A 21,595-nucleotide genomic window follows, 5' to 3' on the forward strand; every position below is an offset into this window, starting at 1 on the left:
AGGCATCTGGCTGCGTGCGACCTTGATGCAATGGTCACTGGCGTCTGCTGCCAGTGAGCACGCCATCTGGAATCGCTGCGTCCATTGTCAGCCGAACGCGGCCGCGAAGCGTCACTGCGTGTCGCGCATGCAGCGGCTGCAGCGGCTGCAGCGGGCATTCCAGAACCCACCTAACAGCGCCTCCACGGTGTCGCGCACCCCCAGCGTTCACGCCTCGCCGTCGGCGCACCCCCGATAGTGGCGGCAGACTCTTCCTCGCCTGCGCCCATGCCCTCTCTTCGCGAACGCTTTCAGCGCTGGCCCCGGCCGTGGCGGCTCGCACTGCTGGTGCTGTTGGCGCTGTACGCGCTGTATCTGCTGGCCGGCAATGTGTTTCTCAACACGCCGTTGTTCGATGCCACTACCAACCGGCAGCCGCACAAGTTCACCATGCAGACGGGCCCGGCACTGACGCTGTTCCCGGGCGAGGTGATGGCCTGGAATGTGCGCATGCGCGGGCAGGCCAACCGCACCGTGTATGTCTTCCATGCCGATCGCGCGCATGCACGCATCGCGCTGCTGGCCCTGTTCCGGCGTGAGGTCCGTCTGCCGTGGCTGCATGCCACCGGCCTGAGCGCGGACGTGGAAACCTCCGATACGCCTATCCCGCCGCCGCCACGTGGCGACCAGGGCTGGACCCTGCGCTTCGATGCGATCAGCAGCGACAGCATCCGCAGTGCGCGCGTGGGGAAACTGCTGATCGCAGGCAACGGCCACGGCAGGGTCGGCTTTCTGAAACAGCTCAAGGGCGGGCCATCGGAGCTGTTTCCATCCGAGGCGGGCTTTACCGATGCGGTGGTCAGCTTCGATGGGGTGCAGGTCTTCAATGGCGCGCAGCTGGATGCGCAGTTCCAGTTTCCGCGCCACTACCGCGATGAAGCGCCCGGCCTGCGCAAGCTCGGTATCACCCATGCGCGCCTGCGGTTGAAGGCCAGTACGGTGGCATTGAAGATCGATACCGGTGCCCCGCACGTGGACATCCGCAGCGGACCATCGGTCGCGCGCGTGGAGGCCGACATCACGCTGGACCGCGGCGCGCTGCAGCCGGGCAGCCATGCGGTGTGGCGGCTGCCGTTGATGGCCGGTGTCGGTGCGACTGACCGCGGCATGTTGGCGTTACAGCTGGACGTGGCGCAGGACATCCGCGTGCAGGCGCGTTTGCCGCGCGATGCAGACACCGGCAGCGAACTGCACGCCGATCTGCGCATTGCTGGGCGTAGCATCCCCTTCCAGGAGCCGGCGCAGATCTTGCCGCGGCTATCGGCCCAGGTGCAGGGGCGCTGGAAGTTCGAATCCTTGAACTGGATCGCCGAGCTGTTCGTGCGTAAGCCGTGGTTTCAGCTGGAAGGCGGCGGCCTGGTAGAAGCCGACCTACGCCTGGCGCAAGGTCGGCTGACCAGCGGCAGCAGCCTGGAGATTCCACGGGTGGAGGCAGTGGCGCAGGTGTTCGATACGCGTTTGACCGGCATCGCCAGGGCGCGCGGCCGCATCGACGATGCCGCCACCCCGCAGGCGCATCTGGATGTGAGCATTCCCACGTTCCGCGCCGCGCCACGCGATGCGCCCAAGCAGATCCTGCTGGATGGTCGCGACCTGCAGCTGGCCATGCATGGCGATGCGGAACTGGCGCGCCTGCGCGACACGCTCAAGGCGCAGCTGCGTTTCAGCGATGCGAAGGTGCCCGACCTGACCGTCTACAACCGCTATCTTTCCGGTAAGGCCGTACGCCTGCTCGGCGGCAGCGGCAGCCTGACCGGCGATGTCGCGCTCAACGCAGCCGGCGATGTCGGCAGCGGGCATGCGCATCTGCGTGGGCAGGGCGCGCATCTGGCGCTGGCCGGCGTGCAGATGCGTGGCGATGCCGACCTGCAGGCGCAGCTGCAACGCGCCGACTTCAAGAACAAGTTCTTCGACCTCAGCGGGACGCGCGTGCGTCTGCGCAACATGCGCGTGGGCGAGGACACCGCCGATACCAACTGGTGGGGCGAACTGCAGGTCGGTGCCGGCACCATCCAGGCCAGCGCACCGTTTCAGCTGGATGCCGACGCAGCACTGCGCATGCGCGATGCCGCGCCGCTGCTGTCGGTGTTCGCCCAGCGGGCCGACTATCCGCGCTGGGTGGTGGGCTTGCTGGATTCGGGCGAGCTCGATGCCACCGGCCGCGTACGCTGGCGTAAGCAGCAACTCACGGTCGACGATCTGCAGGCAGAAAACGCGCGGCTTTCGTTGCGCGCGCGCCTGGCGCTGGACGACGACACGCGGCGCGGCAATCTGTATCTGCGTTGGGGCGTGCTCGGCGCCGGCATCGAACTGGATGGCAAGCAGCGGCAATGGCATCTGGCCGGCGCGCGCGAGTGGTACGACAAACAGCCGGGCTTGCTGCCGCCGGTATCCAGGCGGAAGTAAGCGCTTGGCGAAGCGTGCTGGCGTGGCGTCATGCAGGGTGTGGCATCCATCTTGGGCGATGCCGTGTAGACCACAGTGCGGGCCGCGCGACGTGTGCATCAGATGGCGAAGAGCGGCTAACAAAACGGCTGCGCTCACTGCCAGGCGAGTGCGGGCGATGCTCGGAGTCGGCGTGGTGCATTCGTACACTCCGGTTCCTGTGCTTTGTCCACACACCAGACGGCTGCTCGCTACGGGTTGTTAGCCACCCTAAGTCGTCCGGTTGCCTGATCAAGCATTGAGCGGGGCGTTCGACGCGTAGCGTCCACGCCAAGCGCCAGGCCTCGCGGTCGCCATCGCCACGCGCATACGCGTGCTTAGCCATGTGCCCACGATGCGCACCGCACTCACGGTCTGCTTGGCACACTGCGCGGCGCCGCCTGCGCGGTCTTGAAGGAGCCTGACGTCATGACGATGCCTGTTCGCGCCCGCTGGCGCGCATTGCCCCGCGCGCTGCGTTGGCCGTTATCGGCCGTGATCGCGCTGTATGTGTGCTACCTGTTGCTCGGCAACCTGCTGCTCAACACCCCGCTCGGGCCGGCAGCGCTCAATCGCAAGCCAGACACCTTTGCCATGCAGTGGGGCCCTGGGCTGACCTGGTTGCCGGGACGGGTGATGTTGTGGGATGTCGATCTGCAAGGCCGCTCCACCCGCAACCGCTGGAGCGTCAGTGCGCAGCGCATGAGCGGGCAGATCCGGATATTGCCCTTGCTGCATCGGCAACTGCTGGTGCCGGAACTGCATGTGCACGGTGTACGTGCCGGCCTGCAGTCGGCCCCGTCCATAGCGGATGCCGTGGGCGCAGCTCCCGCTGCTGCCGCGGTGGGTGCAAAGCCGGTAACCACGACGATGGACGCAACATCGAATGCATCCGCGACCGCTGCACCCGAGCAAGCCGCAGCGAATGCAACGCGCGCGATAGCAGCGCCTTCGACAGCAACAACAGCGCCAGCCGCAGAACGCGCGAAGCCGACAGCAACAACAGCAACAACAGCAACAGCGTCGTCTCCATCGGATCAGGCGCGCAGTCCGCAATCCGCTAAGCCCCCTGCAAATCCAAACCCCGCCGCGCCGGCCTGGACACTGCAGTTCGACCGCATCGATGCCGCGCAGGTACACGCGCTATCGCTGCGTCAATTGCGGATCGAAGGCGACGGCCAGCTGCAGCTCGGTCTGTTCAAGCAGCTGCGCGGCGGGCCCATGGAACTGTTCCCATCGCGTGCGGTGTTCGACAACGCACGCGTGCACTGGGGCAAGAGCGAACTGCTGCGCAACGGGCAGCTGCGCCTGGAGGCGAGCATTGCGCGGCATGCGCCCGACCAGGCGCGCGGACTGGCCTTGCTGCAGCTGACCGATGCGCTGGTGGCCGTGCACGGCGACACCGCAGCGCTGGATGTCACCCGCACCGCACAGGGCCGCCACACGGTGACCACGCGGCCGGGCAAGGGGCGTGCGGATGGCGAGTTGCGCTGGACGCGCGGCGCGTTGCAACCGGGCAGCCAGCTGCACTGGCGTGCGCCTCTGCACGACAGCACGCGCACGCCTGCCGCGTTGTTGGGTGAGCTGGCGGCGCAGTTGCAGGTGGACGACAACATGCGCCTGACCGTGAGCATGCCCGAGCCTGCCGATGCCGGGCTGACGCTGGATGCCGACCTGCGCGTGCAGGGCCGGCAGTTGCCGCTGGGCTCCCTGCGCGACCTGCTGCCGCGCACCTCCGGGCATGCACGGCTGCATTGGCAGCTGGCGTCGCTCAGCTGGATTCCCGCGCTATTTCCGGATGTGGACTGGCTCACCCTGGAGGGCGATGGCCTGGTCGATGCGGACCTGCGTATCGCGCATGGCCAGCTCGGTGCCGGCAGCCGTCTGCGGGTGCCGCATGTACGCGCGCATGTCGGCGTGATGGGGCACGCGATCGATGGGCAGGCCAGTGCGGATCTGCGCGTGGATGCCGATGCCAACGGTCAGCTGTTGCCCGCGCTCGCGTTGCAGATGCAGCAGTTTGCGATCGCCCACACCGACGCACCCACGCGTCCGTTCGTGCAAGGCCGCGATCTGCGTCTGGATCTGCAGACGCGCGCCGATCCACGCAACTTGGCAACCTTGCGTGATGCCACGCGTGCGCATCTGACCTTTGCCAATGCGCGTGTGCCTGATTTGCGCGCATACAACCGCTATCTGCCGCAGCAGCAGCTGCGGTTCGATGGTGGTAACGGGGTGCTTAGCGGCGATCTGCAGATCGAGCCCGGTGGGCGTATCGGCAAGGGCGGATTGCGTCTCGGTGCACGCGCGGCGCGCTTGCAGTTTGCCGGACTCGCATTGCGTGGCGACGTGGATGCCGATCTGCGCCTGCAGCGTGGCGATCTGCGTGCAGAAAATTTTCGCCTCGATGCCAGTACGGTGCAGCTGCGCAATGTCGGATTTACCGGTCCGGATGGACAGCGCCGCGATGGCTGGTGGGCACGCATCGTGCTGGACGACACGCGTATGCAGTGGCGGCAGCCGGTCGGTGTGGATGGACGCGTGCGTATCCAGGTACGCGACCTGGCGTTTTTGATGGCGCTGTACGCGCGCGACCGCTCCATTCCCAACTGGATGCTGCGGTTGGTGGATGCAGGGCAGGCGCAGGTCGTCGGTCGTGTGCATTGGCAAGGCGATACCGTCATCGTCGATCGACTGCAGGCGCGCAACGCACGTTTCCAGGTCGATGCACGCTTGCGCCTGCAAGGCACGCAGCGCAGCGGCAGCCTGCTTGCGCGCTGGGGTGTAGTGAGTGCGGCAGTCGGCCTGCGCAACGACACCCCCGAGTGGCATCTGCTACGGGCACCGGAGTGGTATCAGGCGCAGCCGGATCTGTTGCGATGACAACCGGACGCGGCAGCGTTGCGTGAAGAAAACTGGGCCAGTTCTGTACCGTCTGGTGTTGTTTTGCAGTGCAGCGTGCAAGTCGGATTCGGGGCGCGCACTATGATCCTGCATCCCGACGTGGGGGAGGGAGCAAAGCCCGCTGGCAGTTCGCTGCAAGCGGGCTTTTTTATTTTCTGACGTTTGACTAGTCAAGCATTTGCAGCTCCGTAAGGCCCGGGATTTACCGCAGTTCCCGCATCCACAGCGTGCTGCCGCCGCCGATGAACAGTCGCCGCTGATCCTGATCGAAGCTGCAGTGACGCGGTGCGCGGGGTCGGTACCAGTCCCAACAGGTGTCCCTCCGGAACGAAGATGCACGCGCCTGCGCCTGCGCTGCTCCACAGCCATCCTTGCCGGTCCACCCAGAAGGCATCGGCCAGGCCGTCCGGCACCCCTGCAAAGCGGCGTCGATCGTGCAGTGCACCATCGCACCAATCCCATGCGGTGATCTCCGGTTCGCCAGGGCCGTCCTCCGGGGTTACAGCACGCGCGCGTCGGGCGAAAACGCCAGGCCATTGGGGTGATCCAGCTTGTCCATGCACTGCAGCGAGCCAGCATCGGGCGGCCGCCGTAGACGCCGTGGTGGTCGAGTTCCTGCGGGCTGGGGCAGCCCTGGCTGGGCTTGAGCAGGCCAAACGGTGGGTTGGCGAACCAGATCGCGCCGTCGCGCGCCACGCTCGGCGCGTTGGGCGACTTCAGCCGTTTGCCCTCGAAACGCTGGCCAGGAAATGCGCCCGTCCAGCCGCATCGCTGCGGGTGATCGCGCGGGGGCCATGCGCGCAAGGCACCCGTTGCGCATCCACCGCATCGCCGTTGGTGAAGGCGGTGGTTTCCAGTAATACGTCCACTGCGCCGTCTTCGCGCCAACCGAGCACGCGGCGGCCCGCCACGTCGCTCCACACCAGCGTGCGTTGCGCCTCGCATCACACCGGGCCTGGTCTGGCCTGGTCGTACAGCGTTTACAGACGCACTCGCCTGCGCTACGCATCGCGCAGGCGAATGCGCAGGCCGCAAGCCGCAGCCGGATGATGGCGCGCGCACATGCCGCCACCGTGCAGGGATGCCAGAATCGACGCATGTCGCTGCCCATCACATCTGCTTCTCCTGCGCTCACCGCTCTGATCGAGCGGGCCGTGGCGCGTGTCCGCCAGGCTGTCCCTGCCGAGCAGCCGTGGCCTGGCGGCGATCTTGCGCAAGCGCTCGAACAGGTCGCGCTTGTCAGTGACTTCGCGCTGGAAACCCTGGCGCGTCAGCCGGCACTGCTGCTGCACCTGGCCCAGGCCGATCCGCCACCACTACCGGTGCCAATGCTCGACCCGGCGCAGCCACAGGCCTGGGCGGCGCAGTTACGGCGTTACCGCGCCGCTGAATCCACCCGCCTGGTGTGGCGCGACGTACTGGGCCTGGACAGCGTGGACGCCACGCTTGCCGGTGCGACCCGGTTGGCAGAAGCCTGCCTGCAATGTGCGCTGCAGGCGCTGGAGCAGCAGTTCGACAGCCGCCATGGGCAGGTGATTGCCGAAGACGGCAGCGTGCAGCAGCTGGTGGTCTTCGGGCTGGGCAAACTCGGCGGTGGCGAGCTGAATTTTTCTTCGGATGTGGATCTGGTCTACGCCTACCCGCAGGGCGGACAGTCCACCGGTGCGCGCCCGTTGGCGGCCGAAGAATACTTCGCGCGATTGGGCCAGCAACTGGCCAAGTTGCTCGACGAAACCACCGCCGATGGGTTCAGCCACCGCGTGGACTTGCGCCTGCGCCCGTTCGGCACCGCCGGCCGCGTGGCGTTGTCGTTCACCGGCATGGACCAGTATTTTCAGCGCGAAGGCCGCGACTGGGAACGCTATGCCTGGCTCAAGGCACGCGCGGTGGCTGGCGACATCGCTGCCGGCGAGGCCTGGCTGGAAACGCTGCGGCCGTTCGTCTACCGGCGCTATCTGGATTTCACCGCGCTAGATGGCTTGCGCGAAATGAAAGCCGCCATCACTGCCGAAGTGGCGCGGCACGACCGGCTGGACGACATCAAGCGCGGGCCCGGCGGCATTCGCGAGATTGAATTTCTTGCGCAGTCGCTGCAGCTGATCCGCGCCGGACGCGAGCCCGCGCTGCGCGAGCGGCGGCTGTTGCCTGCGTTGCAGGCGCTGGTTGCCGCAGGCCAGATCGAAGCGGACAACGGTGCCGCATTGACCGAGGCGTATCGCTTTTTGCGCCGTCTGGAAAACCGCCTGCAGATGTTGCGCGATGCGCAGACCCACGCGTTGCCGCAGGCGCCGCTGGACCGCGAGCGGATCGCATTGGGCCTGGGCCATGCGGACTGGACGGCGCTGCTGGACGCGCTGGCCCCGCATCGCAGCCGGGTGGCGGCGGAGTTTGCCGAGTTACTGGCGCCGCGTGTGCGTGCCACCGCGCCGGATGCGCTGGCCGATTACTGGCGCGCATTGCCCGAGGGCGATGCGGCGGCGCTGCTGGGCATCGGCTTGCACGATCCCGCCAACGCGCATCAGGTGTTGAGCGATTTTGCGCAGTCGTCCGGCGTACATGCACTGTCCGATAGTGCGCGCGTAAGGCTCGATCGCGTCATGCCGGCACTCCTGCACGCAGCCACGCGCGCCAGCCAGCCCGATGCCGCCGTGCGGCGCATGCTGGGCCTGTTGCAGGCCACCTTGCGCCGCACCAGCTATCTGGCGCTGCTGGACGAACAACCCAGTGCGCTGGCACGCCTGGTCGATGTGCTCTCGCGCAGTGCGCTGCTGGCCGAGCGCCTGGCCGCCTATCCGCTTCTGCTGGACGAGTTGCTCGACACCCGCATCAGCGGGCCATTGCCCGATCGCGCGGCCCTGCATGCGGCATGTGCCGACACGCTGCAGATCGACGATACCGAAGCGGCCTTGCGCGAACTCAACGAGCGCCGGTTGGCGCTGAGTTTTCGCATCGCGCTGGCCACGCTCGATGGCCGCCAACTTGCGGTGGACAGCACCCGGCAACTGGCCTGGCTTGCCGAGGCGGTGGTGCAGACCGTCCTGCAGCTGGCGCGCGTCGAGCTGGTCGCCGCACACGGGCAGGTGCCCGGCGGCACTTTCGCCATCATCGGTTACGGCAGCCTGGGCGGGCTGGAACTGGGCTTCGGCTCGGATCTGGACCTGGTGTTTCTCTACGATCATCCGCGTGCGGTGGAAAGCTCCGACGGCAAGCGGCCGCTGGAAGCCGGGCGCTGGTTCGCACGGTTTGCGCAGAAGGTGATGGCGTTGCTCGCTGCCGAAACCGGCGCCGGCCGTTTGTACGACATCGACGTGCGGCTGCGTCCGGACGGTGGCAAGGGCGCGCTGGTGTCGTCGCTGGCCAGCTACCGCGAGTACCAGCGCGAACGCGCCTGGACCTGGGAGCATCAGGCGCTGGTGCGCGCACGCGCGGTCGCAGGCGACGCCGCGCTGTGCGAGGCGTTTGCACAGGTACGCCGCGAGACCCTGGCGCGCGTGCGCGACATTGCGCTGCTGCACGAAGACGTGCGCAAGATGCGCGCGCGCATGCGCGCCGAACTCGATCGCAGCGATGCCGGCCGGCTGGATCTCAAGCAGGGCGCCGGCGGCCTGGTCGATCTGGAATTCCTGTTGCAGGCCGGTGTGCTCGGCCAGGCGGCGCAGCATCCGCCGTTGCTGCAGGTCTGCGACACGCCCGCACTGATCGATGCACTGGTGCAGGCGCAGTGGTTGCCCGCGTCTGCCGCGCAAGCGCTGCACGACGCACATGCCACGCTGGTGGATGCCGGGCTGGCCTGCACGCTCGACCGGCGCCCGCGACTGATCACGCCAACTGCCGCCATCCAGCAGGCCACCGGCAGCATCTTTGCGATTGCGCAGGCGCAAGGCCTGGCGTTTCCGCGCGGTAGGGACGCACCGCGTGGGTGAGGCATTACGCCGTGGTGTGCAGGTGATTCACAGTGCCACCTGCGTGCTGCCGCTGGCGCAGGAGGCCAGGCGCAGGAGTGGCTCAGCAGGAGATTGAGGCCCGCGTCGGCAAGCGGGTCTGGCAAGGCCTGCAGCAACGGTAGCGCGCCATGTGCAGCGCAGCTGATGCGTGTCGTGATCGCCCGCCTCAGTGCGGCGGCGGTGCCGCAGCCGCGGGCGCCGCACGTGCGATGGTCGCGGTGAAGCTGGCCGAGCGTGTCAGCGCTTGCGGGTTGGACACGATCCGCCCCAGCCGCACCAGATCGCGCGATGGCGTGTAGCCGCGGTAGAACACCGCCAGGTTGCCCCATGGCATGTAATACATCAGGTCGCCTACCTGTGCCGGGCCGGCAGGGCCAACCGCACTCAGGTCGAGCTTGGACGGCAGGTAGCTGATCTTTTCGCTGCCATGGAAGTCTTCGAACGGCACGGTCATCGGTAACCGCGCGAGCAGGTCGCGCGTGGCCGAGTGATCAACCAGCTCCGCTTCGACGACGTCATCGCCGATAGTGAGGGTGATACGCATCGTGCGCTCCGGTGTATGTGGGGTGGCCGCTGCTGGTGGCGTTGCAGCCGAGCAGGCGGTGACCAGGACGGCGCACCCCAGTAACAGGGTGCGCACGCAGGCGCTGGGGCGAAGGATCGGCATCGGCGCTGTCCTCGTGGATTACTGCAGGTGCTTGCGGAAGAACGCGGTGAGCGTGTCGAACGGAATCAGATCCACGCGATCGTACAAGTCCACGTGTCCTGCATCCGGCACGATCACCAATCGCTTGGGCTGGCCAGCCAGACGGTACGCCTCTTCGCTGAACTCGCGCGAATGCGCCTTCTCGCCGGTAATGAACAGCATCGGCCGCGGCGAGATGGTCTCGATGTCGTTGAACGGGTAGAAGTTCATGAACTTGACGTTGCTGGTCAGCGTCGGCCGTGTGGTGTGCTCGGGCGACTGGCCCTTGGGCGTGTACTGCCCGCGCGGTGTCCGATAAAAATCGTAGAACTCGCGTTCGATCGGGTTGGACTCCGGCGTCAGCGCCAGGACCGTGCCGCCGGTGTATTCCACCAGCCCGCCGCTGAATTCGACCGAGCGTTGTTTGGCGGCCGCGGCGATGATCTGCTTGCGCTGCGCCAGGCTGAGCCCATGACGCAGGCCGTTGCGGTTGGCCGCACCCATGTCGTACATGCTCACCGTGGCGATCGCGTGCATGCGTGGGTCGATCTTGGCCGCGCTGATCACAAAGCTGCCACTGCCGCAGATACCCAGCGCACCGATCTGCTCGCGATCGACAAACGTCTGCGTTTCCAAGAAATCCACTGCCGCACTGAAGTCTTCGGCATAGATGTCCGGCGACACTGCGTTGCGCGGTTGCCCTTCGCTTTCGCCCCAGAACGACAGGTCCAGGGACAGCGTCACAAAGCCCTGTTCGGCAAGTTTGGTCGCGTAGAGATTGGCGCTCTGTTCCTTGGTCGCACCCATGGGATGCCCCACCACAATGGCCGGATGCCGCTTGCCGGAGTCCAGACCCTTGGGGACGAACAGGTTGCCGGCCACGGTCATCTGGTACTGATTCTTGAAGGTGACCTTTTGCATGGTCACCGTCTCGCTGGTGTAGAAGTTATCGGCACCGTTGGACATGTCTGCTCCTAGCGTTGGGAATGAAACAAGCAAGAGCACCAGAAGGAAGATGCGCAGTTGCATGGTGTGGCTCTCATGAGAGTTGCACGCTGCCCGCAGCTATGTGCCGCTGTGGTTGCGTTGGCCGGTGGATGAAGGGATGACGTGTGCGGACAACGGGCAACGCCGTGCGGGCAGTGGCATGGCTGCAGCAATGCCCTTTGCGATGTCGCCGATGACCGCGCTGCATCACCGTGTGCGAGCGCTACGCCGCGATGCATGCAGCGTCACGCCGCTGTTGTGTTTACTGCGCTTTTTGCGTGCCTACCTGCTGCAGCCGGTGGGCGTTGCTGCCGCCGTGGTGCGTCTTGCGGTGGCCTAATGTAGGTCAAGCGATGCGCCAGAGCATTGCCGCCACGTGCATGCCTTCATGTGGCCGTTTCATGAGTGCTGTGATGTGCCGTGCGCATGGCGACGTGGGTCGCCTTGGCTGCCATGCACGCGGTATGTGCTGACGCGTACACAGACTGGGTGTCTGCGGCGGTGGCGAATCGTTTACAGCGCAGGTGCCCATGCGCGCAAGGTGAGAGAGCGCAACCGTGATTCAGCTATTCGCCCGAGGCGCACTGCGCCAGAGCAACGCGCGGAACGGCCCGAGCAAGAACACGCCCATGCCCAGTTTCACCGCCAGATCGCCCGCGGCCCAGCTCACCCACGGCAGCGATGCACCGGCAAAGGCGATGCTCCAGAAGAGTACGGTATCCAGCGTGGCGCTGCAGGTGGTGGCCACGATCGGCGCACGCCACCAGCTGCCATTGCGCAGCCGGTCGAACACGGTGATATCCAGCAACTGCGCCGCGATAAAGGCCGTGCACGAGGCCGCCGCAATGCGCGGTGTTGCCAGCCAGATCGACAACAGCACCGCCAGCGCGAACCCGCACCAGGCTACCGTGCGCGCTGCGCGTGGGCCAAAGCGGCGATTGATCAGATTGCTGACCAAAAACGCCAGCGGATACGAAAACGCGCCCCAGGTCAGCCAGTCGTTGATCGGGTACTGCACCAGGATGTTGGACAGCAGCACCACCGCGCCCATGGCCACTACCGCCCACGCCAATGCGCGCGCAGTGAGTGGGGTGTACGGCGTCGGCGAGGTGCTGGACATGGCGGTGCGGCAATGACAGAACAACGCGGATTATCCGCGCGTTGGCGCAGGCGGGCCAGTGCGCAGAGCCACGCCTAGAAGCCACGGCGGCTGCTGCAGGTTGAAATGGCGTGTTGATGAGGGGATGGCCGCCAGCACGCTGGAGTGGCGCCGTATGAATCGCTTGCGTTCGCGCGACCGCGATGCCTGATCGATCCACCGTGCCGCAGCACTGTCGTTTGACCGCATGCGGCGCGTCACCAGTGCCAGCAACGCCCGCATGCACACGCCACCGAGACATCGCCAATTCGCATACACACCGTTGCCACCTGCGGCGCGATTGACACGCTGGCAACTGCGCACGTGCCAGGCATCGTGCGCTACGGGTCTACAACTGCGTACGCCGTACGCATCGGTGACGATCCACACGCCTTCGGGCAGGCAGTTCGGCAGACGGTGGAAGATGTGTCTGCGCGCGCCGCGCGCCGCGCCGTATCCGCAGACGGCGCGGCGTCAGTAGCGCCCCATCCTGGCCGACGTCAGCGTCTACAAGCAGCTTGCCGGCATCACCAGGTCTTGCTGCTGTTCTGCGCAGCGGAATCTGCGGTCGGCACGAACGCCAGCGCCTGGCCTTGTGGCGACTGCACCGTCCAGCCGGCACCGGCCGGGCTCGGCTGGAAGGTCACCGTCTCGCCAACGCGAAAGCCCGCAGCCGGGTCGTCCTCGCGCGCCGGCCAGCGCAGCAGGGCGGTGTTGTCCGCTTTTTCTGGATCCTGCAACTGCACTTCGCAACCGCCGTCGGTGGTTTTTTCCACCGACTTGACCCGCATCGGCGGCAACGGCCCTGCGGAGGCCTTGTTCGATGCATCGCCGAGTGCTTGCGAGCCTGCCATCGCGCTATGGCCCAGCGCCAACGACACGAAGTACGGTGCGGAGATCACCAGGATCGCCGACATCGCAGAGGCATCGCCGCGGGTGATCGTGGTCAAGCCTGCGTTGGCCGGCATCGGCTGACCGAACGAGACGGCGAGCAACAGCCCGAGGAAGGCAAATCGAGAAGGGATGTTCATGGAGACGCTCCGTGCGTGGCGACGCGATGTGGAATGGACTGGTCCTGCTGCAGCACCTTTTGTTGCTGCAGGAAATCGAACACCGACTCGACCGTGATCACCGAATAATTGCCGGAGATGCGTTCGCTGGCAGGATGGTCAGTCACCGCAGCATTGGCGACGAAAAAACGTGCGCCAATGCGCTTGCTCAGGTCGAGATGCAAGCGGGTGGGTTGGTAACCATTGTGCTTGAGCCAGGCTTGCGCGCTGCGTCGATCGCTCACCGGCGTAGGTGTCGCATCTGCTGCCGTGGTTGCTGCCATTGCCGCCGCCAGCACCTCGAGCACCCATTGGTTGGAGTTCTGATAATCGGTGGAGAACGGGTAGGCAATTATGCTGTAGCGCGGCTCGTGCAGCGCATGCGCCAGCGTGGCCGGATCCTGCAGCAAGGTGCGTAACTGCCGCTGCAGTGCCGGTGCCAGCACGCCGACGCGCAGATCTGCACTGAGGGCAGTTTCGCCGATGAAGTTGCTCAGACCTTCGTGATATAGCGCGGAGTTGTCCGATTTGCAGTGATTGAGCAGGTGCTTCACCCGCCATGTGCCGTCGTCCTCACGTAGGGCGAAGGCCAGATGGCTGTGTTTCAACCCATAGCGGCTCAGATCCTGGCCGCCGCGTGCCAGCAGCACCACCTGCGCACCGTCCACTGCATCCAGCGTCTGCTGGGTGGATCTGGCCATGTCGAACATCGCCGCCAGCGTGGCGGGGGTTGGATAGTGCGGGGTGCAGACCGGCGCGGCAATGGCGGGCAGTGCGCACGTCAAGGCGATGAGCAACGACGCCGTTGCAAGCCACCTGCGCTGCTTGTGTTCGAGTTGCATGGGGTCGATCGTCCGTGTGGTTGCCCCGTGACAGCCAAGGCTGCACCATCATACGTGCAGGCGCTCGCGCACCAGCGCGGCGATGCGCTGAGTTTCGCGCAGCGGTTGAAGGTGCGACGGCGTTACGAAGACATCCGCTGCATCGCATAAACGGCCATGCGACTGCAGTGCCCGCACGTACGTGGCAACCCGGCCTTGCGCCTGTTCGTCAAACGCCGCCATCACCGGGACCCGCGTGGCGCAGGCTTCGGAGAGCAGGTTGACCGAGTCGGCGCTGGCCACGATCGCATCGGCCCAGCCCAGCAGGCCGGCGTACGGGTTGGGGCCGTCGCGGTCGTCGCACCACAGCAGATGCGGTAAGCCGCTGCAGATCGCACGTAACGGAGCGATCGCCTCCGGTGGGGTGCGTCGTGAGACGGTGACCAGCAGGCTGCCGCCGGCCGCGCGCAGTTGCTCGCGCAGTGGCGTGCACAGCGCGGTCAGCTCCTGCGTTGTCCATGGCACCTGCGCGGTGGGTCCGCCGACCAGCAGCGCCAGCCGCGGGCCGGGCAGGCGGCCCAGTGCCGGGAACGCGGCGCGCCCGGCCGCCAGCCAGGCATCGTCCACCGGATGCAGGCTGCCGAGCAGGGTGAGCACGTTACTGCCGCGCAGCGCGTCGTGCTCGGGCACGATCAGCAGATCCCAGTGGCGGGCATCCAGGCGCGGGTCCAGGATCTGCACGCTACGGCTGCCGCGCGCGCGCAGCAGCCGGGTAGCCAGCGCTGCCTGGCGGCCACAGCCGATGGCCAGGGCGGGGGGCTGCTGCAGTTGCTGGGCAAACGCTGCGCCAAATGCGCGTTGTGCGCCGGGTAGCAGACGCGGCGCCGCCCAGCGCCAGGGCGGCTGCGTGTGCAGATGGATCGGCTGGAAGGCCTCAGGTTGCAGTGCCCGCGCCAGCGCTTCGGCCTGGCGCGCATTGCCGGCGCGGCCGTCGCTCAGCGCCCAGGTCACCGCCATCGTTTCAGATCCGACATAGATTTGTTTCAGATTGAACGCGTGTGGCGGCAATCGCGCCACTCTACACTGCGGGTCTTCACACTGGTGCCGACGCCGCAGCTTACCGTCCCGCCACCCCTTCTTCTGGAGTGCTCATGTCCGACTCGCTCAACGCCGCCGCACTGGATCAGCTGTTCCGTACCGCCCGCACGCAAAACGCGTTTGCCGACACGCCGGTCAGCCAGGACGTGCTGCGTGAGCTCTATGAGCTGGTGAAGTGGGGCCCCACCGCCGCCAATAGCTCGCCGGCGCGCTTTGTGTTCGTGACCAGCGCCGAAGGCAAGGCCAAGCTCAAGCCGGCGCTGTCCGAAGGCAATGCGGCCAAGACGCTGGCCGCGCCGGTCACGGTGATCGTGGCGCACGACGAAGATTTCCACGAAAAGCTGCCGTACCTGTTCCCGCATGCCGATGCCAAGAGCTGGTTCGACGGCCCACGCGAGGGTCGCACCGAATCGGCGTTCCGCAACGGCTCGCTGCAGGGCGCCTATCTGATTCTGGCTGCGCGCGCGCTGGGTCTGGATGCCGGCCCGATGTCGGGCTTCGACAACGCCAAGGTGGATGCGGCGTTCTTCGCCGGTACGCCGATCAAGTCCAACTTCCTGATCAATCTTGGCTACGGCGACCCGGCCGGGTTGTTCCCGCGTTCGCCGCGCCTGAGCTTCGACGAAGCTGCGCGCTTCGAGTGATGGTCTGCATCACTGAGTAGCGCCGTGTGTGACGCATGCGTTGTGACATCGACGCTGCGGCGCGTCTGACGGCATCATCGCCCGTCCTCATGTGGGCTACCCGGTGCCGATTGCTTTTTTTCTGCATTGTTGTGTGTCGTCGATGAAGCGATTGCGCTCACCCTCAAGTGAGCGCGGCCGATGCTCGGAAACGGTGGATGCCACATGTCCACTGCGCTTTCGAGCCTGCGGTTCTTGGAGTCGTCAACAAAACCGCTGCGCTCGCCGCCAGACGGGCGCGGCAGGTGCTCGGTGCGGGATGTGCCACTCGGTACACTCCGGTTCCGAGCGCGCCGTCCACACCCAACGAACGACTGCTCGCTACGGTGTGTTGGCCGCTCTTCGTCGCCTGACCACTGTGTGCAAGATATGGTTGCCGCTTACAGTTTCCTGCAGTCCTCGTCCGTCTGCATCTGTCCCATCCGCGTTGATCCAACGCGTCTCTCATCACATGGAGTTCCAATGAAAACCACCCACAAACTGCTGCTGCCGCTCGCCCTGACCCTGGCCATCGCCGCCTGCTCCAAGCCGGCCGACAACGCCGCCGCACCGGCCACCGAAACCCCCGCCGCCACCGCGCCGGCCGATGCCGCTGCCGCCACTCCGGCTCCGGCTGCCTCGACCGCTCCTGCGGTGGAAGTGGCCTCGGGTACCTACACCCTGGACCCGAGCCACACCGACGTGCTGGCGCAGTGGAGCCACTTCGGCTTCTCCAACCCGAGCGCGCATTTCGGCAATGTCGACGGCACCCTGGTGTACGACGCGGCCGACGTGACCAAGTCCACCGTGCAGGTGACCCTGCCGCTGTCCGGCTTGAACAGCTTCACCGCCAAGTTCGACGAGCACCTGAAGAGTGGTGACTTCTTCGACGCGGCCAAGTTCCCGACCGCCACCTTCAAGAGCACCAAGGTCGAATCGGCCGGCGCCAACAAGCTGACCGTCACCGGCGACCTGACCATCAAGGATCAGACCAAGCCGGTCGTGCTGGACGTCACCCTCAACGGTGCCGGCGAGCACCCGATGAAGAAGGTGGCGGCTGCCGGTTTCGACGCTAGCACCACGATCAAGCGCAGCGACTTCGGCGTGGGCCAGTACGCCCCGAACGTCAGCGACGAGGTCAAGATCCGCATCACCACCGAAGCCCTGCAGGCCAAGGCCGGCGACGCTGCTGCGAAGTAATTCGCGCAGTGCGGTAAATACAGACCGGTGTGAGCGATCACACCGGTCTGCGGAACGCAAAAGCCCGCCAATTGGCGGGCTTTTTGTTTGTGCGCTTGAAGCACGTTGCCGTTAAAAGCTGCACCTGTAGGAGCGGCCCCGGCCGCGAACGCGTTACCGATAGGCCTGCGGGCGATGCACCGCCAGGTCGATAAGGCTTCATCGCACAAGCGCGCATTCTTGCAAACGTGACGCAACGTCGTGATCGCCAAATGCCACGCACCGGGGGTGACAACCCGTAGGAGCGGCCCCGGCCCCGAACGCACTACCGATAGGCCCACCCGCGAAACGCAACAAAATCAGTAAACCTTCATCGCACTAGCGCATTCGCATGAGGGTGATCCAGGTTCGCGATACCCAGATAGATCGCACTCACGACATGCCTCACTCCCCGGCCGGATCCGCCTTCCAGTATCCCTTCGCGCGGATCCACTCCTTGTCCACGCCCATGTGCTCTTCCACAAACTTACGCATGGCCCGCGCGCGCATCGATTCGGCGCCGATCCAGTAAAACGTGTCGCCGTCGTGCGGCTCGTAATCGCGCAGGCTGTCTTCCAGCAAGGTGCTGCTGGCCGCATCGAAGCCGTTGCGCTCCAGCCAGTACACAGCGACATCGGCGGCGCTGATCAACTCCTGCCGCTCGTCTGCATCGGCCACTTCGATAAAGACCTCTGCCTGCATGTCGGCCGGCATCGACTCCAGCCAGCGACTGATTGCGGGCAGCGCGGTTTCATCGCCGATCAGCACGTAATGGTCGAAGTCGTCTGCCACCAGAAACGAGCCGCGTGGGCCGCCGATCTTCAGCGCATCGCCGGGCTGCGCCTGTGCGGCCCAAGTGGATGCCACACCGTCGCCATGCAGCACGAAATCGATACTCAGCTCGCCGCTCTGCGGATCGAACGCACGCGGGGTGTAATCGCGGCCGGGCGAGGGCAGTGCCCCTTCGGCGTAGCGCGGCCCTTCCGGGGTCATGGTCGGCAGCACGAAGGCGCCATCGGCATTGGGGAAAAACAGTTTGACGTGGTCGTCCGGCGCTTCGCTTTGAAAGCCGGCCAGCTCACTGCCGCCAAACACAATGCGGCGCATCTGCGGAGTGATTGGCTCGCAACGGACCACTTCCACGGAGCGCAGGCGCGAGTCGCGACGAAGTTGGGTATTGGTGTGTGCAGCCATGGGGGTGCGATTCCTGATGGTGTCGCGCACAGAGGCGCGGCGTGGGGGTGGTAACAGTTACGGCGGTGACACGATGGATAGTTAGGAGTGGCTAACAAGACGGCTGTGCTCAGTGCCAGGCGGGTGCCGCAGGTGCTCGGTGCGGTATGTCCTTCTCTTAGGCTCTGGTTCTGGGTGTGTCATCCATGCCCCGTTGACGATTAATTGCTGCTTCTTACCGTTCTAAAACTTGTTGATTGCCAAGACACCGCTTTTTTTCTTCCTGCTTCGAGGTGATTTTTCGTGCAGGTGGAGCAAGTGACGCGTAGTGGTGGGTGGAGGAGGTTGAGCGACATGTTGTGTGGTTGGAATGTTCGTGAGGCTTCGCGCCGTACCCTCACCCCAACCCCTCTCCCGAGGGGAGAGGGGCTTTAGCAACGCTCGCAAACCGGGCGACGGAACGAACAGCCAACGGAACTTCCGATCAACAGAACAGCTAATCAACTCAACAGAACGACCGATCAACAGAACCGGCCAGCAGACTCGCATCGCAACATCGCAACATCGCAACATCGCAACAACGGCTATCGGCCAACGGCTGCCGTCGACGCTGCAACACCCCTCAGTGCTCGTCCTGCTCCATGCCGTCGGCGGCGGCGTTGAGCAGTGCGGCAATCCGTTCGATGTCTGCTTCGCTCCATTGGCCGTGGCGTGCAAACAAGCCGTGCTTGATGCGGTGGATTGCCTCGCGGATGGGTGGCGGTGTCTGCGCCTTGATCAGCTCGCGTGCGCGGCGATGGGTGCGCGCCAGTGCGGCATCCAGGGCGTCGCGCTGATCGCCGGCGTAGCTGCGGCCGGCGTCGGTGATCCGATACTGCTTGCGGCCCTGTTCCAGATCGGTCTGCACCCAGCCGTCGGCTTCCAGCTGCGCCAGCGCCGGGTAGATCGCGCCGGCGCTGGGCGTGTACAGGCCTTTGAACAGCGCGGTGATCTGCCGCATCAACTCGTAGCCGTGGCGTGGGCGCTGTTCGATCAAGGCCAGCAGCAGCAGGCGCAGATCGCCATGCCCCAGCGGCCGGATGCGCGCACCGCCGCGCCCGGAGACGCTGCCGTCGGCGGTATCCAGATCGGCCAAGACCGCATGATGGCGGGTGTTAGGTTTCATTCGATATATCGAAGCATGCGAAAAAGATATATCGAAGTGCGGGCGCCCGCAAGCACTTAGCTGTCGCATTGCTGACCGTTCGTCGTCTCCTCATCCACCGATGCTGCAATGCGTCTAGACAGCACCTCTTTTCATAATTACGATATAATTACTTCGACATTACGGGCTCGGCCCGGTGAGGCAATGCGATGAGTCGACAGTGGGACACCCAGGCCGAAGGCCGGCGCAGGCGCTTGCAGCGTGCCGCCGCGCTGGCGCCGCAGGGCCGCGTGGTGGCCGCCAACGATGTGGTGACGCTGCTGGAGGCGGTGATCGAGCCCGGCGACCGCGTGTGCCTGGAGGGCAACAACCAGAAGCAGGCCGATTTCCTGGCGCGCTGCCTCACCGAGGTGGACCCCGCGCGCGTGCACGATCTGCACATGGTGCAGTCGGTGCTGTCGCTGGCCTCGCATCTGGATGTGTTCGAGCGCGGCATCGCCAAACGTCTGGATTTTTCGTTCTCCGGCCCGCAGGCCGCGCGTCTGGCTGGATTGGTGAGCGAAGGCCGCATCGAGATCGGCGCCATCCACACCTATCTGGAATTGTTCGGCCGCTATTTCATCGACCTCACCCCGCGCATCGCGTTGATCACCGCGCAGGCCGCTGACCGCCACGGCAATCTCTACACCGGACCCAACACCGAAGATACGCCGGTGATTGTGGAGGCCACCGCGTTCAAGGGCGGCATCGTGATCGCGCAGGTCAACGAAATCCTCGACACCTTGCCGCGCGTGGATATTCCGGCCGATTGGGTCGACTTCGTGACCGAAGCACCCAAGCCCAACTACATCGAACCCTTATTTACCCGCGACCCGGCGTTGATCTCCGAGATCCAGGTGCTGATGGCGATGATGGCGATCAAGGGCATCTACGCCGAGTACGGTGTGGACCGGCTCAATCACGGCATCGGATTCGACACCGCCGCCATCGAATTGCTGTTGCCCACCTACGCCGAATCGCTGGGCTTGAAAGGCAAGATCTGCCGACATTGGGCGCTGAATCCGCATCCGGCGCTGATCCCGGCGATTGAATCGGGCTTTGTGCAGTCGGTGCATTCGTTCGGCTCCGAGTTGGGTATGGAAAACTACATCGCCGCGCGCCCGGATGTGTTCTCTACCGGCGCCGACGGCAGCATGCGGTCCAACCGCGCGCTGTCGCAGACCGCCGGTTTATACGCCTGCGACATGTTTATCGGCTCCACCCTGCAGATCGATTTGCAGGGCAATAGCTCCACTGCCACGCGCGACCGCATCGCCGGGTTTGGCGGCGCACCCAACATGGGCTCGGATGCGCGCGGCCGTCGCCATGCCAGCGCTGCCTGGCTCAAGGCCGGGCGCGAAGCCGCACGACCGGGCGAGATGCCGCGCGGGCGCAAGCTGGTGGTGCAGATGGTGGAAACCTTCCGCGAGCACATGGCGCCGGCGTTCGTCGACAAGCTCGATGCCTGGGAACTGGCCGAGCGCGCCAACATGCCGCTGCCGCCGGTGATGATTTACGGCGATGACGTCAGCCATGTGCTGACCGAAGAAGGCATCGCCAATCTGTTGTTGTGCCGCACTCCGGAAGAGCGCGAGCAGGCGATTCGTGGCGTGTCCGGTTACACCGCCGTGGGTCTCGGACGTGACAAACGCATGGTGGAAAACCTGCGCGATCGCGGCGTGATCAAGCGGCCGGAAGATCTGGGCATCCGTCCGCGCGATGCCACGCGCGATCTGCTCGCCGCGCGCACGGTCAAGGATCTGGTGCGCTGGTCCGGTGGGTTGTACGACCCGCCGAAACGTTTCCGCAATTGGTAAGGGCTCAGCATGGAAACCCTGCGATATCGCTTTGACGGCCAGCACGGTGCGCGCACCGGTTTGGAGCATGCGCTGGTTGGCGTGGTCGCCTCCGGCAACCTGGAAGTGCTGGTCGAGCGCGTGCCGCTCGACGGCGCGATGGAAATCGAGATCCTCACGGCGGCCCGCGGCTTCGGCACGATCTGGCAGGCGGTGCTGGGCGACTTCGCCGCGCGCCACCCGCTGCGCGATGTGCGCATCAGCATCAACGATGTTGGTGCAACGCCTGCAGTGGTGAGTCTGCGTCTGGAACAGGCGATCAATGTTCTGCAAGGAGATGCCGCATGAGCTCCCATGTCAGAGACACAGACACCTCCGTAGGAGCGCACCCGGGCGCGACTGGCGTTCTCGGTAACGCCGCGGTCGCGCCCAAGTGCGCTCCTACAAATGCAATCCGGAGGCGCGTATGAGCAC

General features: G+C 65.6%; 16 protein-coding genes, 2 other RNA genes and 1 pseudogene. 10 read left to right on the plus strand and 9 right to left on the minus strand.

The window, feature by feature from the left end:
* Window positions 1-267 precede the first annotated feature (267 nt).
* The 3 genes from RQH86_RS22165 (at window position 268) to RQH86_RS22175 (ending at window position 5,346) form a co-directional block, all read left to right on the plus strand.
* Window positions 268-2,445 (plus strand): hypothetical protein, encoded by a 2,178-nt coding sequence (locus RQH86_RS22165; RefSeq protein ID WP_311239403.1) that lies wholly within the window; start codon window positions 268-270, stop codon window positions 2,443-2,445.
* Between the two features lie 173 nt (window positions 2,446-2,618).
* Window positions 2,619-2,691, plus strand: a non-coding RNA gene (locus RQH86_RS22170) — sX9 sRNA.
* Window positions 2,692-2,892: 201 nt separating this feature from the next.
* Window positions 2,893-5,346 (plus strand): hypothetical protein, encoded by a 2,454-nt coding sequence (locus RQH86_RS22175; RefSeq protein ID WP_311239404.1) that lies wholly within the window; start codon window positions 2,893-2,895, stop codon window positions 5,344-5,346.
* A 223-nt stretch (window positions 5,347-5,569) separates the two neighbouring features.
* Here the strand turns inward: RQH86_RS22175 and RQH86_RS22180 are convergent.
* A pseudogene (locus RQH86_RS22180) lies at window positions 5,570-6,356 on the minus strand (SMP-30/gluconolactonase/LRE family protein); the annotation flags it as partial.
* 108 nt (window positions 6,357-6,464) lie between these two features.
* Between RQH86_RS22180 and glnE the strand changes: the two are divergent.
* Window positions 6,465-9,290 (plus strand): bifunctional [glutamate--ammonia ligase]-adenylyl-L-tyrosine phosphorylase/[glutamate--ammonia-ligase] adenylyltransferase, encoded by a 2,826-nt coding sequence (gene glnE, locus RQH86_RS22185; RefSeq protein ID WP_311239405.1) that lies wholly within the window; start codon window positions 6,465-6,467, stop codon window positions 9,288-9,290.
* Window positions 9,291-9,477: 187 nt separating this feature from the next.
* Here glnE and RQH86_RS22190 read toward each other — a convergent pair whose 3' ends face one another.
* Window positions 9,478-9,855: a cyclophilin-like fold protein gene (locus tag RQH86_RS22190; RefSeq protein WP_311239406.1), complete on the minus strand. Its 378-nt coding sequence runs from the start codon at window positions 9,853-9,855 to the stop codon at window positions 9,478-9,480.
* Between the two features lie 141 nt (window positions 9,856-9,996).
* Entirely contained in the window at window positions 9,997-11,025 is a 1,029-nt protein-coding gene (locus RQH86_RS22195) for an alpha/beta hydrolase (protein WP_311239407.1), read from the minus strand.
* A 130-nt stretch (window positions 11,026-11,155) separates the two neighbouring features.
* On the opposite strand from RQH86_RS22195, the gene RQH86_RS22200 reads away from it, so the two are divergent.
* Entirely contained in the window at window positions 11,156-11,323 is a 168-nt protein-coding gene (locus RQH86_RS22200; protein ID WP_311239408.1) for a hypothetical protein, read from the plus strand.
* A gap of 222 nt (window positions 11,324-11,545) precedes the next feature.
* Here RQH86_RS22200 and RQH86_RS22205 read toward each other — a convergent pair whose 3' ends face one another.
* The 4 genes from RQH86_RS22205 to RQH86_RS22220 all read right to left on the minus strand — a co-directional run bounded on the left by RQH86_RS22205 (window position 11,546) and on the right by RQH86_RS22220 (window position 15,008).
* Complete coding sequence (locus tag RQH86_RS22205; protein ID WP_311239409.1) at window positions 11,546-12,103, minus strand: VUT family protein; 558 nt, start codon at window positions 12,101-12,103, stop codon at window positions 11,546-11,548.
* A gap of 545 nt (window positions 12,104-12,648) precedes the next feature.
* Complete coding sequence (locus tag RQH86_RS22210) at window positions 12,649-13,152, minus strand: hypothetical protein (protein ID WP_311239410.1); 504 nt, start codon at window positions 13,150-13,152, stop codon at window positions 12,649-12,651.
* Complete coding sequence (locus tag RQH86_RS22215) at window positions 13,149-14,012, minus strand: DUF2145 domain-containing protein (protein WP_311239411.1); 864 nt, start codon at window positions 14,010-14,012, stop codon at window positions 13,149-13,151. The genes RQH86_RS22210 and RQH86_RS22215 overlap by 4 nt, the downstream gene beginning before the upstream one ends.
* A 48-nt stretch (window positions 14,013-14,060) precedes the next feature.
* The gene (locus RQH86_RS22220) at window positions 14,061-15,008 is read right to left on the minus strand and encodes an ELM1/GtrOC1 family putative glycosyltransferase (RefSeq protein WP_311239412.1); all 948 of its coding nucleotides are present in this window, start codon (window positions 15,006-15,008) and stop codon (window positions 14,061-14,063) included.
* Window positions 15,009-15,142: 134 nt separating this feature from the next.
* Between RQH86_RS22220 and RQH86_RS22225 the strand changes: the two genes are divergently transcribed.
* The 3 genes from RQH86_RS22225 to RQH86_RS22235 all read left to right on the plus strand — a co-directional run bounded on the left by RQH86_RS22225 (window position 15,143) and on the right by RQH86_RS22235 (window position 16,951).
* Entirely contained in the window at window positions 15,143-15,733 is a 591-nt protein-coding gene (locus RQH86_RS22225; RefSeq protein WP_039424579.1) for a malonic semialdehyde reductase, read from the plus strand.
* A gap of 298 nt (window positions 15,734-16,031) precedes the next feature.
* Window positions 16,032-16,109: non-coding RNA, sX9 sRNA (locus tag RQH86_RS22230), on the plus strand.
* A 125-nt stretch (window positions 16,110-16,234) separates the two neighbouring features.
* On the plus strand, window positions 16,235-16,951 hold the full coding sequence (locus RQH86_RS22235; RefSeq protein WP_311239413.1) for a YceI family protein: 717 nt from the start codon (window positions 16,235-16,237) through the stop codon (window positions 16,949-16,951).
* A gap of 423 nt (window positions 16,952-17,374) precedes the next feature.
* On the opposite strand, the gene RQH86_RS22240 is transcribed toward RQH86_RS22235, so the two are convergent.
* Window positions 17,375-18,163 (minus strand): siderophore-interacting protein, encoded by a 789-nt coding sequence (locus RQH86_RS22240; RefSeq protein ID WP_311239414.1) that lies wholly within the window; start codon window positions 18,161-18,163, stop codon window positions 17,375-17,377.
* Window positions 18,164-18,764: 601 nt separating this feature from the next.
* Complete coding sequence (locus RQH86_RS22245; RefSeq protein ID WP_311239415.1) at window positions 18,765-19,307, minus strand: PadR family transcriptional regulator; 543 nt, start codon at window positions 19,305-19,307, stop codon at window positions 18,765-18,767.
* A gap of 188 nt (window positions 19,308-19,495) precedes the next feature.
* Here RQH86_RS22245 and mdcA point away from each other — a divergent pair, with 188 nt between their 5' ends.
* On the plus strand, window positions 19,496-21,142 hold the full coding sequence (gene mdcA / locus RQH86_RS22250) for a malonate decarboxylase subunit alpha (RefSeq protein WP_311239416.1): 1,647 nt from the start codon (window positions 19,496-19,498) through the stop codon (window positions 21,140-21,142).
* Between the two features lie 9 nt (window positions 21,143-21,151).
* Entirely contained in the window at window positions 21,152-21,469 is a 318-nt protein-coding gene (mdcC, locus tag RQH86_RS22255; protein ID WP_311239417.1) for a malonate decarboxylase acyl carrier protein, read from the plus strand.
* The last annotated feature ends 126 nt before the right edge of the window (window positions 21,470-21,595 follow it).

The sequence above is a fragment of the Xanthomonas sp. WCS2018Noco2-27 genome, from assembly GCF_031843525.1.
Classification (GTDB): Bacteria; Pseudomonadota; Gammaproteobacteria; order Xanthomonadales; family Xanthomonadaceae; genus Xanthomonas.

Bases quoted from the DNA above. Each gene is read 5' to 3' on its own strand.
- RQH86_RS22165 (WP_311239403.1), top strand. From the start codon at position 268: ATGCCCTCTCTTCGCGAACGCTTTCAGCGCTGGCCCCGGCCGTGGCGG.
- RQH86_RS22175 (WP_311239404.1), top strand. From the start codon at position 2,893: ATGACGATGCCTGTTCGCGCCCGCTGGCGCGCATTGCCCCGCGCGCTG.
- glnE (WP_311239405.1), top strand. From the start codon at position 6,465: ATGTCGCTGCCCATCACATCTGCTTCTCCTGCGCTCACCGCTCTGATC.
- RQH86_RS22190 (WP_311239406.1), bottom strand. From the start codon at position 9,855: ATGCGTATCACCCTCACTATCGGCGATGACGTCGTCGAAGCGGAGCTG.
- RQH86_RS22195 (WP_311239407.1), bottom strand. From the start codon at position 11,025: ATGCAACTGCGCATCTTCCTTCTGGTGCTCTTGCTTGTTTCATTCCCA.
- RQH86_RS22200 (WP_311239408.1), top strand. From the start codon at position 11,156: ATGCCCTTTGCGATGTCGCCGATGACCGCGCTGCATCACCGTGTGCGA.
- RQH86_RS22205 (WP_311239409.1), bottom strand. From the start codon at position 12,103: ATGTCCAGCACCTCGCCGACGCCGTACACCCCACTCACTGCGCGCGCA.
- RQH86_RS22210 (WP_311239410.1), bottom strand. From the start codon at position 13,152: ATGAACATCCCTTCTCGATTTGCCTTCCTCGGGCTGTTGCTCGCCGTC.
- RQH86_RS22215 (WP_311239411.1), bottom strand. From the start codon at position 14,012: ATGCAACTCGAACACAAGCAGCGCAGGTGGCTTGCAACGGCGTCGTTG.
- RQH86_RS22220 (WP_311239412.1), bottom strand. From the start codon at position 15,008: ATGGCGGTGACCTGGGCGCTGAGCGACGGCCGCGCCGGCAATGCGCGC.
- RQH86_RS22225 (WP_039424579.1), top strand. From the start codon at position 15,143: ATGTCCGACTCGCTCAACGCCGCCGCACTGGATCAGCTGTTCCGTACC.
- RQH86_RS22235 (WP_311239413.1), top strand. From the start codon at position 16,235: ATGAAAACCACCCACAAACTGCTGCTGCCGCTCGCCCTGACCCTGGCC.
- RQH86_RS22240 (WP_311239414.1), bottom strand. From the start codon at position 18,163: ATGGCTGCACACACCAATACCCAACTTCGTCGCGACTCGCGCCTGCGC.
- RQH86_RS22245 (WP_311239415.1), bottom strand. From the start codon at position 19,307: ATGAAACCTAACACCCGCCATCATGCGGTCTTGGCCGATCTGGATACC.
- mdcA (WP_311239416.1), top strand. From the start codon at position 19,496: ATGAGTCGACAGTGGGACACCCAGGCCGAAGGCCGGCGCAGGCGCTTG.
- mdcC (WP_311239417.1), top strand. From the start codon at position 21,152: ATGGAAACCCTGCGATATCGCTTTGACGGCCAGCACGGTGCGCGCACC.